The sequence below is a fragment of the Bacillus sp. A260 genome (assembly GCF_009861435.1).
In the GTDB taxonomy this organism is placed as follows: domain Bacteria; phylum Bacillota; class Bacilli; order Bacillales; family Bacillaceae_G; genus Bacillus_A; species Bacillus_A cereus.
In genome coordinates this window covers 1,664,271-1,677,911 of sequence record NZ_CP046398.1, presented here as the reverse complement: position 1 = coordinate 1,677,911, position 13,641 = coordinate 1,664,271, and the positions used below count along the sequence as shown (strand labels likewise).

The window sequence follows — 13,641 nt, the reverse complement described above, 5'->3', positions numbered from 1 at the left end:
CATTTCTTTTTCCAGAAATATAACTTAACTCCCGTCATTGGCTTGCATCCTTGTAACTTTCAGCGGTAAAACAGTACAAAAAAAAAGACAACCCAATCACATACTGGGTTGCCTCTTACATTAAATTGCAAAATGCTTATACTTCTCGTAATCACTCGTTTTACATTCTATTTGTAATTTGGTACCTTCGTTTTCGTAACTCGTAGATAAAACGTGTGCATGATTATTGAAATACGAAACTACCTGTCCTTGATCATATGGAATTAACATTTCACACTTCGTATATTCTTTATAGATGTGTGAGCGAATCATTTCTACAAGTTCTTCAATTCCAACATGTTTCTTCGCTGATAAATAAACGCGATTTTCTTGCACTTTCGGAATTTCAACATCTACCATATCTGATTTATTATAAGCATAGATCGTTGGAATATTTTCTACTCCAATTTTCTTTAACGTTTCATTTGTAATATCAATTAATTGTTCATAATTTGGATTTGCGTAATCTACAACGTGAATAAGTAGGTCTGCTTCCGCTACTTCTTCTAACGTTGAACGGAACGCCTTCACAAGATGATGTGGTAATTTACTTACAAATCCAACTGTATCTGTTAATAAAAATGATTTATTATCTGGCAAATCAATATTTCGTACAGATGTTTCTAACGTCGCGAATAACATATCTTTTTCAAATACTTGTTTTTCTTCTGTACCATTATAAATTTCAAGCATTGCATTCATCGTCGTTGACTTTCCTGCATTCGTATAACCTACTAATGCTACAACAGGTATTTCATTTTTCTTACGCTGCTTTCGCTGCGTTTGACGCTGGGCAACGAGCGCTTCTAAATCTTTATTCAAAACTGAAATTTGTTCTTCAATTTTACGACGGTCTAACTCTAACTTCTTTTCACCGACACCTTTATTTTTCGTACCAACGCCGCCGCTCTGTCTCCCTAACGATTCACGAAGACCGATTAAACGAGGCATCATATACTGAAGGTGTGCTACTTCTACTTGTAGCTGTGCTTCTTTCGTTTTCGCACGTTGCGCAAAAATATCTAAAATTAAAATGGTACGATCAATTACCTTACAATCTAAATCCTCTTCTAAATTTCGAATTTGTGAAGGAGATAATTCATCATTAAAGATAACCATATTGGCATCTATTTCTTGTACATACGCTGCAACTTCTTCAATCTTTCCTTTTCCGATATAATGCGATGGATTTACTCGTTGTAAATTTTGCGTTACTTGCCCAATTACCTCTACATCACAAGCTTCCGCAAGATTTGTTAACTCTTCCATCGAATATGCAAAATCATCTTCATTACCTACATTTACTCCAACTAAAACTGCTCTTTGTAATACTTCTTCCATATATTTATTCCTCCATTTCGATTACGTAAAATAAAAAACACAGGTCGCTGCCTGTGTTTTCGTAAACGGATAAGGGTTCACCAAAGAAATAGAAGAAAGCTATGCTTTCATCCTATTTTATAGTCAAAAAGTCCCAAGATTGTATACGTATCCACAGTAAGTGTTCACTTATACAACCCCATTCTATTTATAAAGGCAAAACAAAAAGAGGGCGTATTCGTCCCTCCCTCTTTTTCACATATAAGCTTAATAAAGGGTTCCTTTAAAATAGGCAGACCAATCCCGTTCACTCTGTACACAGACAGAGCCTTTGAGCGCTATTCAATTATTGGCACAAAGTATTGAGACGTAATCTGATTAAGATCAAAGGAAGCCCCTCCGTTCATTTTAAGTTACATAAAGTGTAGCATAAGTAATTCGCTTTCACAAGGTTTAACAACCTATATCACACGAAAGAAAATCTTTATATTTTTACTTTAATCGTCATTTTTTGCGAGTTTTTCTCACAATAAAAATAACAAAAGCAATTATCAAATTTAGAAACTTCTCGTATATTATTTTTACAGCACTCGCCAAATTCCTTCATAGTAAGTTAAGTATTATCGTTTTAATACAACAAAAATCTTTATTGACATTTTTATAACCTAATATTAGTATCAGGTTATAAAAATAAAAGTTAGGAGATGTTCCTATGCATTCTAAATCTCGTATTACTGCAATTGGTACTTATGTTCCAGATCAAATATTGTCTAATAACGATTTAGAAAAGATGGTCCATACGAATGATGAATGGATTGTACAAAGAACAGGAATGAAGGAAAGAAGAATCGCTAGCGACGAAGAATACTCCTCAAACTTAGCCATTAAAGCAATTGAAAATTTATGTACAACATATAAGAAAAACTTAGAAGATGTCGACTGTATCATTGTCGCTACTACTACTGCTGATTACGTTTTCCCTAGTGTTGCTTGCCAAATACAACAATACTTCAACATACCTCATACACTAGCTTTTGATTTAAATGCAACTTGTGCTGGTTTTACATATGGACTACACGTCGGTAATAGCTTAATCACTTCTGGATCACATGAAAAAGTACTTGTCGTAGCGACAGAGACATTATCTAAAGTTACTGATTATACCGATAGAACGACCTGTATTTTATTCGGTGATGGTGCTGGAGCTATTTTATTAGAAAGAGATGAAAACACCCCAAGCTTTATCGCTGCTCACATGGGAACAAACGGTGATGGCGGCATTCATCTATATAGAACAAACTTATCTACTACTATGAATGGCACACCACTGCAAACAAATGAAAAAATCGTTCAAAATGGAAGAGAAGTATATAAATGGGCAACACGCACAGTACCAAAAGGCATAAAAAATTTATTACATACCGTAAATATGCAAGTAGATGATATAGACTGGTTCATACCCCACAGCGCTAACTTACGAATGATCGAATCTATTTGCGAAAAATCTCAAATTCCAATACAAAAAACATTAACGAGCGTGGAATATATGGGGAATACCTCTTCAGTCACCATTCCACTCGCTTTAAATTTAGCTATAAAAGAAGGGAAATTAAATAACGGAGACACACTTTTACTATACGGATTTGGTGGCGGACTTACGCATTTAGGGCTTATTGTAGAGTGGAATTTAATTTAAGTGTATAAAAAGAGGTTCTAGTCAGTAACTAGAACCTCTTTTTCATTTAATTTCTTGCCCCTTTTCGAGACCATATCACAACAGGAATAAGTAATAACGCTAACACGCCTCCAGCCAATGACAATGCCGCATAACTTGAATTCGCTACTACCATACCTGACATTGCTCCACCAGAAGCTCCAGCTAGCGCAATAAAAACATCTATTTTTCCTTGTGTTTTAGCACGTGTAGACGGTGTTGTGGAATCAACGATTTGTGCTGTACCACTTATCAATCCGAGGTTCCATCCTAGCCCAAGTAAAGACAGAGCAACGATTAATAATAATAAAGAATCACTTGGCGCTATCGCAGCTATGACACCCGCTGCAAGTAAAATCACTCCACCAGCTATGCTCATTGTAGTTCGGCCAATTTTATCAATTAACATTCCTGTAACGAGAGATGGAAGATACATTGCACCTACATGAAAACCTATCACAAGTCCTACTGCACTTAAACCGTGACCGTGGTGTCCCATATGAACTGGCGTCATCGTCATAATCGCAACCATCACGATTTGCGTAAGTATCATTACGATTGCTCCAACTGTAATACCTCGTTTATTTTCTTTCGCTTCTTCTATTATTGGTTGTCCTTTATATGTATGTTCCTGTTTATATCTTTCTATTATGTTAGCAATAATCAAAGGATCTGGACGAAGCATAACAAAAAGAACTAGACCCGCCAGTATAAATGCTGCTGCCGATAGTATGAACGGACCTGCAAATTTAGGAACTCCAATTGAATGAGCAAAACTTCCCATTACCCCTACTAAATTTGGTCCTGCAACTGCACCGAAAGTCGTCATTACCATCGTAATACTAACAGCCGTTGCTCTCTGCTTCTTATCTGCTAAATCTGTACCTGCATAACGAGCTTGTAGATTCGTGGCTGTACCAGCACCATATATAAGTAAAGAAATAAGTAAAAGAATAATACTATTTGTTAAAGCTGCCATTACAACACCAATTGCTCCAAATCCACCTACTATAAACCCTGTTGCAAGACCTATCCGGCGTCCATATCGTTGCGAAAGCTTCCCTACTATGAAAGCTGCTAATGCCGATCCTAATGTAAACATAGCAGTTGGTAATCCTGCAAACGCATCTGTTCCAAGCATTTGCTGCGCAAGAAGTGCGCCCACTGTAATACCAGCAGCTAGTCCTGCACCGCCAAACATTTGTGAAATGCTGACGATTATTAACGTTCGTTTGTATAGTTTTTGTTGCTCTTCTTCTGTGTACACATGATTATCTATTAAAGCCCCTGCCTTATCTAGCAATTCCCCATCCTCCTTTTAAAATTAATCCCTCTTGTTAATGTACTATGTATAACGTTACATATTCAATGGCATTTTCCATTCATCCCTTTCATTCTAAAAAACTTTCTGATCATACTCGACTTATCCCATGCTATATTAAAAATACTACTATTCACAATATGTAAGGAGAAAACAATGAAAAAAACAGGCTGCTATAGCCTGTTTTCCTTTACGCTTCTTCTACTATCCTTCCCTTTCTCTTTTTACTCAAAGCTTTCCCTTCCCAAAACAACAAACTTACGAAAGCACAAATTAAAATAATTGGCACACTTGCTTTATATAAATCTGTAAAACTCATAGCCATCTGATTCTTGGCATAATGATTCACATCATTTGAAAATGTGAGTACTTCTTTCTTTATACTTTCCTCTTGTTTTTCAACTTCTTTTGTCACTTGCCTCATAACTTCTTCTCTTTTTACATCTCTATATTCTACTGGAACTTTTCTTAATATTTCATCCGTCTTGTCGCGAATCAATTCTTCCTTTTTCTCTTTACTTAATCCCATTGTCATTGCATTTTGTTTCTTATTTATATTCGACTCTAAACTTTGATTCTCTATTTTTTCTTTAGTCATTTGTAAAATTTCAGTTTGCTCAGTACTATTCACATGAATAGTACTCACCTTTTCTTCTGCATAACGATATACTTTTTCTTTATTTACAGTTAAATTGTGAGTTAAGTTAGAGACAAATATTGCGACTGCCAATACAATTCCGACTTGTCGTAACATTGATACAACACTTTGAGAAGCAGTTAACAATTCTCCTTCAAACGAAGACGCACTTAAAACTGTAATTGGCCCCACTACTAAACCATATCCAACACCTAATATCATACATGGAATAATAATTTCTATATTTGTTGAATGAACATCAATCATTTGCAACCAATAGTAGGAAAGCCCCATAATAAGAAATCCTGACAAAATAATAGTTACTTTTCCGAGTTTTTTAATTAAAGTTGCTGCAACTGGTGAGACAAAAAATATCATTGCTGAAATAGGTGTCACTAAAAAAGCCGCTTCAATTTCCGTTCGACCTTGTAGTTTCGTCAAGAACGTTGGAAGCAATACAGTAACTCCAATTAAAAATAAATTACTTAATATAACAACGATAGACGCTCCGACAAACATTCGATCTTGAAATAACTTTAAATTCACCATTGGATTATGAATCTTTCGTTCTACTAAAACAAATAGAATAAGAGAAATAGTGCTAATTGCATAACAAGACAAAGCAATATCACTTTGCCATCCCCATGTATTACCTTTTACTAATATGAGAGTAAATGAAAAAATTGCTGTGCTACTTAATAGTAGTCCTATCCAATCTATTTTTGAGATAATACGTTCTTCATTTTTTATTTGTAGCATGATGCAACATAACACGATTCCTATTATACAAACCGGAACATTAACGAAGAACACCCATCTCCATCCTAAATTTTGCGTAATAATTCCACCTATTACTGGTCCCATAGCAGCTGACAATCCTTGTGTTACTCCTAAAATCGCAAGCGCAACATGCCTTTTAGCTAATGGCATAGCTGATACACCAATTACCATACTTGTTGGAAATAAAATCGCTGCCCCAATACTTTGTATAAAACGAGAAAAAATAAGAAAATCACCTGTATTAGCAAAAGCGCAAAGTACCGATCCACCACCAAAAATCACCAGACCAAGAATATACATCTTTGCTTTTCCAAAGATATCAGCTATCCGCCCTAACGGAATGGCAAGTACTGCAATCGTCATTGTATAAACATTTAATACCCAAGACATCTTTTCTAACGAAGTATTTACACTCGATTGTATTGCCGGTAAAGCTATATTCATGATTGTCGTATCAATCATACAAAGAAAGATACCTAGACACATTAAAAAGACAATCTTAATACCCTTTGATTGCTCCATCTTTATATACCCCTTTATTTATTGTGAACGCGTTTTTCATTCTTCTGTTTTATTGTTTTCTTTCGCCTCTAACTCTTCTAATTTTTTCTTCAAAGTCTCCACTTGTGCACTATACGATGCAATACCTACATCTAGTGAAATTTCTTCGACGAAAGTAATACCTACTCTCCACTTTTCATATTTCAATCGAAGATCTGCAATGTACGCTTCTTTTCTTTCAATTTCATCTTTAATCCATTTTTTTATTGTTACATCATCACTATAGTTACCAAAATACATTCTCATTAAAAAATCCGAACGTAAAACATCCTTCTCTACAGGTGTCTGCATGTATTGATAAAATTCTTCACGCCCCTCATCTGTAATAAAGTACATTTTCTTATTCGGTTTTCCCTCTTGCATGACAACCTCTTTTTTTATTTTCCCTTCATTCTCCAATTGTCGTAACGTTGGATAAATCATTCCAAAACTTCCATCAAAAAAATGAGTAAATACGTCTTCAAACACAATTTTAATATCGTAACCAGACAATTCCTTTTCCATTAATAAACCTAAAACAACATCTCTTCCCTTCAAAGTAAAACCCCCACATAGTATATAATCAATAATCATATTAACAATGTTAATATGATTATTGATTATATACCTTATTCTGTTACTTGTAAAATGTTTCTAAATAAAAAAGCCCCATAATTTGGTTTCACCAATTCACAGGACCATTTTCTTTTTTACTCTTTAACACCTACATCTTGCAAAACTTCAATATCCTCTTTCATTTCATAATAATAAGAAGGCAATTCTATACCATGTTCTAAGAAATAATCCTCAATGAATGAAATAATGATTTTTAACGTTTTCACACGGGCATACAATTTATCGTTACTTTCAATAATATGCCACTTCGCATTTGGCTTACTTGTTTTTTCAAACATGTCTTCCATCGCTTCAACATATTCATCCCATTTTTCACGATTACGCCAATCTTCGTCTGTAATTTTCCATCTTTTCAAAGGATTTTTCTCTCTATCTTTAAATCTCTTTAACTGTTCCTCTTTACTTATATGGTAGAAGAACTTCCCTATTATGTAATGGTCATCTGTTAGTAGTTTTTCAAAATCATTAATCTCATCATATGCTCTCATCCACTCTTCCTTTGTAGCAAATCCTTCAACACGCTCAACTAACACACGACCGTACCATGAGCGATCAAAAATGGTGATTTGCCCGTACTGTGGAATTTTGCGCCAGAAACGTTGCAAATAATGGTAACGTTTTTCATGAGGTGCAGGTGCTCCAATTGGATTTACTTGGAACCCACGTGGGTCAAGATGTTCCGTCACCCGCTTAATTGCCCCACCTTTACCAGCCGCATCCCATCCTTCCATAACAAGCATAACCGCGATTTTTTCTTCTTTCAAAATTTGTTGTAATGCTAATAAGCGCCTTTGATATTTTTCGAGTTTCTTGTTGTACTTAGATTTTGATTCAATTTTTTTCGTTAAGTCTACTTTAGCAAGATGTCCATTTTCCATAAAACAAATCCCCCTTGTTGTATGACAATGTTATTTTAACATATTTTTGGAAATTTTTTCATATCCTAAAAAGCTGTGTAGAAACATCTCTACACAGCTTCCTTCTCTAATTTCACATATATAAGCACATTTAACTACATTAAAATAAATAATTTATACGGAACTCTTAGGATATTCTTTTTATTAAAACGTAAAAATAGCCCTTTTAAAAAGGGCGGCAATCTAAGTATAGAAAAAATAAATTTATTCTTTCTTACTACATACGTAATTATGCCAGCTATAAGAGTAGTGAATAAGATATTAATTCACTACTCACAATAACCACTTTACATTATATGGTATATTCACTCGTAAAAAGAAGATAATAACAAGTAAATCCATTAAAGAATGGGAGCTCTCAAAAAATGAAACGAAAAATATTAACTCTCTTTACGCTTATATGTTTAGCACTACCAATGCAAGCTAGTGCTTACACATTTCAGTCACTACCGATTGCATCAAAGTCTAAACAATGGTATGTCGAAATTGATAAATCTCATAACTCAAACAAGCAAGCAATCCAGCCGAAACAAGGTGTATTTGATACGTATAGTTTACTCGTAAAAAACATCGGTCATGATGTATCAAACGTATCCGTGGAAATACTTGATAACAATCCTACCTCTAAGGCTACCTTTAAACCTACTACACCTAATGAAAATATTTCTAAAAGTCATACAAGCTTTGACTACATGGTATTCCCATTAGACTTTAATAGTCATAATTTTAAAGTTGTGATCACTTGGGAAGAAAAGAATTTCTCTTATAACGGCCATCCGGTAAATGAAGGTAAAAAAATGAAACAAACATTTGTATTTAATGAAGAATAAGTCCTAATTTCTTTAGGGCTTATTCTTTCTTATGGATACCAATCGATACAGCACTAAAGCTACCTATGCAAACTTGGTTTAAAGAAAGATTCCCATTATTTTTTGAAACAGGCACTTTTGAAATTCAACGTGTTGGGGATAATGAGCTAAATAAACAAATTTCTATGACAATTACCCATACATAAAAAAGCTTGGAAACCCATCCAAGCCTTTCTTACTTCTGTGCAATTTTTTCAATCTTATAATGAATATGTAAAAATTCAAGTCCAAATAGCCACATGCTATGATGAGCTGTTAACATTTTATCCTTCCCCTCTGTAATGATGAAAGTCTCTGCTAACGGTAAACGGATTGTTAAGAACCGAGTATGTAAATAAATCCCCTCATCTCCCTGGCCATTTTCTCTTAACTTACTAGTAATAATTAAATCATGATTATCATTACATAGCCTCAAAATACCAGTCATATTCGAATAAGGTAAAGGCAAGGCGATATTCATATATGTCTCATCCTTATCTGTATGCTTTGAATAAAGAGCTACAAAAATAGATTCACCTGCTTCATTTTTCCTTAGCCAAGCCCTTACATTCTCTCTTCCATCTTCCTCATCCATTACACCAATGATAGAGCCATGCATCGTTTCCCACTTGTCGCCCATTCCTAAATGTATTTGTCCTACATGCTTGCTCATTTTCTCATAACAAAATGCAAATAGGCGGAACCAACGAGCCCATTTAATATTTGATTGCAACTCATACTCTGTTGTATTTTCATAAAAACGAATAATACTTAAAGGTACCTTCGTCACGTCAAATGACTCACTATGAAAATCAGTTATTTGATCAACTAAACCGTTGTATTCCTTACTACCTACTAAATTGCCGCTATATAAAAAAGCCTCACCAATTGCCACACTTCCTCTTAATTTACTCATTGGTTTCCCATAGTATTTATAATTCGGAACACTCTTTTCGATCATCCAGCCGACAAATGCCGGTAACGCTACTCCAATTCCGTTGACAACACCGTGAATCCAAACCATTTGAGCAATTGTAATCGTCATTACATGCTTCAAATTCCCGTATGAGTATATAAGTGAGAACATAATTGTAACCATGAGTGTACTAGACGAAACGATTAAAAGAATCTTTGCACTGATAGCATTAAATTTTGCTCTCCAAACGTAAAATCCATATCCATAAATCGCACATAAATATAGGAGCACTGCAAAAAATTCAAATATTCTCGAGTATGTAATTCCTATTGCAACTGTCATAGGTGAAATCATGATGATAAACATAATAGCATCATATACTTTACTTCTCTTTTCTCTTTTTCTCCCTATTAAACCAGCTGATAATGGCAATAGAAACGCCGAATAATGAAAATGCGCTGCTGTGAGTAAAACAATGTCAGAGCTAAAATGCATAATTGAAAGTTTTGCTACTGAAGCAAAAAACCAAAAACCACCTAAAAACAAATAAATAAACGCACTATCTATGGCGATCTCTTCTAACGGCTTCCATCCTCTTTCTAGCAATCTACTTACACCAAATAACGCAACAATTCCTGTATATACAAACCAAACTAGCGCAAATACATTGTAATTTGTGACGAAAGCTAGCATTGCACAAATTGCTGCGATTGGATATAAAAACGATACGAATTTATAAAATAATAAATACGATCCATCTCTTTTTCTTTTATCAATAATACAAAGTGACATTGGTATAAATAATAAAACAGACAATAATATAATTGCTTCAACAGGATTTATATTCGACCACTCATATATTAGAAAAACAACATAACAAGCAAGCCCAAATATTATATTTTTCATATCGTTTATTTCCTTTCCACAAATGTTCCCTTATATGAAAAAAGCGAGCCAATTAACGGGTTTCGTACTTGTACATGAATTCGAAAACACTGTAGTGTTGCATCATAACTTTCAACAATTTTTGCTTCACCATACAAAAATTTTGGTAACGGCATTTTTCTTCCAAACATATAAAACCATTGTTTCTTTGAAGAAATATGCATTGCCCCTAACTCATCGATATGAAAATGCAGTGTAGAAACGAGTAAATGTGGTTCGCCAAAATAATCTACAATTTCATTTTCGTTTCCATCCAATTGCATAACTGCGTTAAAATATCTTTTCTTATTTCACCTATTGATTCCCCTTCTCCAGCTATTTCAAACCCAAATCCAATCTTTGTTTTATACAAAAACTTCTGTGGTTCTCCTTCTTTTTTCTCTAAATACGAAATTTCAGTAAAGCGAGCATCCCACTCTGTATGTATATCTGGTCCTTGCGTATATTCCCATAATTTTCCCATCGTCGTGTTCATTTTTGTCGCAACATAAATAGGCTGTTTCCTTTTCATTCTCCCACCTCCTATGCACTATAAGTTTAATGTACATGCAATGAATTTATTTTGCTACATTTTTCACAAACTTCCTCGAAAAAAAGAAAGAATTTTTAAAATATATATAAAACACTTGATTCCCCGAAAAATTTAAATTATTATAAAACAAATGTTACCAACAACTTCATAAATCAAACACTCTCGCCTAAAACGTGAGATAGAGGTTGCGATACTTATAAGTATTCTAATGGAGACACAGAGATGTCTATGAACTTAGATGAAAGGAAGTATTGCCGAAATTGATAAGTTTCTCTGCATTTATCAATTGGGGCTGTTTTCGAATAGAAACAGAACTGTCATATGTACAGACGTGTACGTATGAAGAGCTATCTACAAAAAAGAGATATCATTTTTTATGATATTCCTTTTTTGGCGGTTTTTTTATTAGCTCCGTTTTCTGTTTCCCTTTTCCTGTAACAGCACCATCCTCACTTATTTGAGATGGTGTTTTTTGTTTGTCTTTCTGGTAACTACAGGAGTATTGGGATTTATATATTTCCTAATCTATTCTTAAAAATAGACGAAAGAAGGAATCTGTAATGGAAACAATTGTTCAAAAATTCGGTGGCACTTCTGTCGGAAGCGTCGAACGCATTCAACATGTAGCAAATTTAATTATTGAAGAATATGAACGAGGTCATAGCATTGTCTCTGTCGTTTCAGCAATGGGAAAAAGCACAGATGAACTTGTCGCACTCGCTAACGCTATCACAGAAAATCCAAGTAAACGTGAAATGGATATGCTTCTATCTACAGGAGAACAAGTAACTATTTCATTATTAACAATGGCACTGCAAGCAAAAGGCTATCATGCAATTTCATTAACAGGGTGGCAAGCTGGTATTACGACAGAATCTGTACATAGTAGTGCACGGATTACTGACATTCATACAGATCGTATTCAATCTTATCTTGCTGAAGGTACGATTGTTATTGTAGCTGGTTTCCAAGGAGTCAGTGAAGATTTTGAAATTACAACGCTTGGACGAGGCGGTTCTGATACAACTGCTGTCGCATTAGCTGCTGCACTAAACGCAAAAAAATGTGATATTTACACAGATGTGACCGGCGTATATACGACGGATCCACGAGTTGTAAAAGATGCTTATAAATTAGATGAAATTTCTTATGACGAAATGTTAGAACTTGCAAACCTCGGTGCTGGCGTATTACACCCGCGTGCTGTTGAGTTTGCTAAAAATCATAACGTAGTTTTAGAAGTTCGCTCAAGTATGGAACAAGAAAACGGAACAATTGTAAAAGGAGAATGTAACATGGAACAACAATCAATCGTTAAAGGTATTGCATTTGAAGATAATATTACACGCATCACAGTGAAAGGATTAGAACAAGGTTCACTTTCAACTGTTTTCTCTACATTAGCAGCGGCACATATTAATGTAGATATCATCATTCAAAGTATTACAAATGAAGGAACTGTTCATCTCTCCTTCTCCATTCACTCGAATGATTTAAGAGAAACATTAGAAGTATTGGAACAAAATCAAGAAACTCTTCACTACGAATCTGTAGAACATGAAAATCACTTAGCAAAAGTATCAATCGTAGGATCTGGCATGGTATCTAACCCAGGTGTCGCTGCAAATATGTTCACTACTTTAAAAGAAGAAGATATTCATATTAAAATGGTAAGTACATCAGAAATTAAAGTGTCTGTCGTTATTGACCGCCTTCATTTAGTAACAGGCGTTGAGGCGCTGCATCAATCATTTATGGCGAAAATTGAGCCTTTCGTGCAAATGAGCTAATTTGATATGTTTAGTAACGCTTATAAAAAAAACATATTAATCTACTTCCTTCCTATTAAATAAAAAGCTATTCGTTAACAAGATGCTATATGATATATAAAAAAACACCTTGTCACATTTTCCTATACTGTGACAAGGTGTTTTTGACTGAAAGGAATTTGTAACTACTTAGTAGTATAATTATGAGGATAATTAAATAATAAACTTTTATACATAAGGAGATAAGACTATGGCAAAAAACAAATTACTACGAATGGACAATGTCAGCATCGTTGTAGAATCCCTTGATAACGCAATCTCTTTCTTTGAGGAGATTGGCTTGAATCTCGAAGGTCGAGCAAATGTCGAAGGTGAATGGGCTGGTCGCGTAACTGGACTCGGTTCTCAGTGCGTAGAGATTGCTATGATGGTCACTCCAGATGGCCACAGCCGAATTGAACTTTCGCGATTTCTCACCCCTCCTACTATAGCAGATCACCGAACAGCTCCTGTAAACGCCCTCGGTTATCTACGCGTCATGTTCACTGTCGAGGATATTGACGAAATGGTATCGAGACTCACTAAGCATGGTGCAGAGCTCGTTGGCGAAGTAGTTCAGTACGAGAACTCGTATCGTCTCTGCTACATTCGTGGAGTCGAAGGAATTTTAATCGGTTTAGCAGAAGAACTCGGTAATAAATAAGTAATGTTTTATAAAAAAGAGGGA

10 protein-coding genes, 3 pseudogenes and 1 riboswitch are annotated in these 13,641 nt (G+C 34.8%); of the genes and pseudogenes, 5 read left to right on the top strand and 8 right to left on the bottom strand.

The annotated features are described in order from the left end of the window. Positions 1 to 120: 120 nt before the first annotated feature. The gene (gene hflX / locus GD442_RS08640; protein ID WP_000393287.1) at positions 121 to 1,380 is read right to left on the bottom strand and encodes a GTPase HflX; all 1,260 of its coding nucleotides are present in this window, start codon (positions 1,378 to 1,380) and stop codon (positions 121 to 123) included. 691 nt (positions 1,381 to 2,071) lie between these two features. Between hflX and GD442_RS08635 the strand changes: the two genes are divergently transcribed. Further along, positions 2,072 to 3,055 (top strand): ketoacyl-ACP synthase III, encoded by a 984-nt coding sequence (locus tag GD442_RS08635; RefSeq protein WP_000555752.1) that lies wholly within the window; start codon positions 2,072 to 2,074, stop codon positions 3,053 to 3,055. Positions 3,056 to 3,101: 46 nt separating this feature from the next. Here GD442_RS08635 and GD442_RS08630 read toward each other — a convergent pair whose 3' ends face one another. The 4 genes from GD442_RS08630 to GD442_RS08615 form a co-directional block, all read right to left on the bottom strand. After that, entirely contained in the window at positions 3,102 to 4,376 is a 1,275-nt protein-coding gene (locus GD442_RS08630) for an MFS transporter (RefSeq protein ID WP_086692818.1), read from the bottom strand. A gap of 208 nt (positions 4,377 to 4,584) precedes the next feature. Further along, positions 4,585 to 6,333 carry an MDR family MFS transporter gene (locus GD442_RS08625; protein WP_159365077.1) on the bottom strand — a complete coding sequence of 583 codons (1,749 nt, stop codon included), beginning with the start codon at positions 6,331 to 6,333 and terminating at the stop codon, positions 4,585 to 4,587. A 36-nt stretch (positions 6,334 to 6,369) separates the two neighbouring features. Further along, positions 6,370 to 6,909 (bottom strand): PadR family transcriptional regulator, encoded by a 540-nt coding sequence (locus GD442_RS08620; RefSeq protein ID WP_000678333.1) that lies wholly within the window; start codon positions 6,907 to 6,909, stop codon positions 6,370 to 6,372. Between the two features lie 152 nt (positions 6,910 to 7,061). Beyond that, positions 7,062 to 7,865, bottom strand: coding sequence for a polyphosphate kinase 2 family protein (locus GD442_RS08615; protein WP_000427319.1), 804 nt, complete (start codon positions 7,863 to 7,865; stop codon positions 7,062 to 7,064). A gap of 404 nt (positions 7,866 to 8,269) precedes the next feature. Between GD442_RS08615 and GD442_RS08610 the strand changes: the two genes are divergently transcribed. Together GD442_RS08610 and GD442_RS08605 are read left to right on the top strand one after the other, a co-directional pair. After that, positions 8,270 to 8,734, top strand: coding sequence for a hypothetical protein (locus GD442_RS08610; RefSeq protein WP_000823337.1), 465 nt, complete (start codon positions 8,270 to 8,272; stop codon positions 8,732 to 8,734). Between the two features lie 29 nt (positions 8,735 to 8,763). Next, positions 8,764 to 8,919 (top strand): annotated as a pseudogene (locus tag GD442_RS08605) (DNA mismatch repair protein MutT); the annotation flags it as partial. 29 nt (positions 8,920 to 8,948) lie between these two features. Here the strand turns inward: GD442_RS08605 and GD442_RS08600 are convergent. From GD442_RS08600 to GD442_RS08590, 3 genes and pseudogenes are all read right to left on the bottom strand, one after another. After that, positions 8,949 to 10,574: a YndJ family protein gene (locus GD442_RS08600; RefSeq protein WP_159365076.1), complete on the bottom strand. Its 1,626-nt coding sequence runs from the start codon at positions 10,572 to 10,574 to the stop codon at positions 8,949 to 8,951. A gap of 5 nt (positions 10,575 to 10,579) precedes the next feature. Beyond that, positions 10,580 to 10,903: pseudogene (locus GD442_RS08595) on the bottom strand (DUF4166 domain-containing protein); the annotation flags it as partial. After that, a pseudogene (locus GD442_RS08590) lies at positions 10,846 to 11,124 on the bottom strand (hypothetical protein); the annotation flags it as partial. The pseudogenes GD442_RS08595 and GD442_RS08590, both read right to left, overlap by 58 nt. A gap of 192 nt (positions 11,125 to 11,316) precedes the next feature. After that, positions 11,317 to 11,503: riboswitch (Lysine riboswitch) on the top strand. Between the two features lie 202 nt (positions 11,504 to 11,705). Between GD442_RS08590 and GD442_RS08585 the strand changes: the two are divergent. Next, complete coding sequence (locus GD442_RS08585; RefSeq protein WP_000448039.1) at positions 11,706 to 12,935, top strand: aspartate kinase; 1,230 nt, start codon at positions 11,706 to 11,708, stop codon at positions 12,933 to 12,935. Positions 12,936 to 13,164: 229 nt separating this feature from the next. After that, positions 13,165 to 13,617 (top strand): VOC family protein, encoded by a 453-nt coding sequence (locus GD442_RS08580; protein ID WP_001107259.1) that lies wholly within the window; start codon positions 13,165 to 13,167, stop codon positions 13,615 to 13,617. Positions 13,618 to 13,641: the final 24 nt, after the last annotated feature.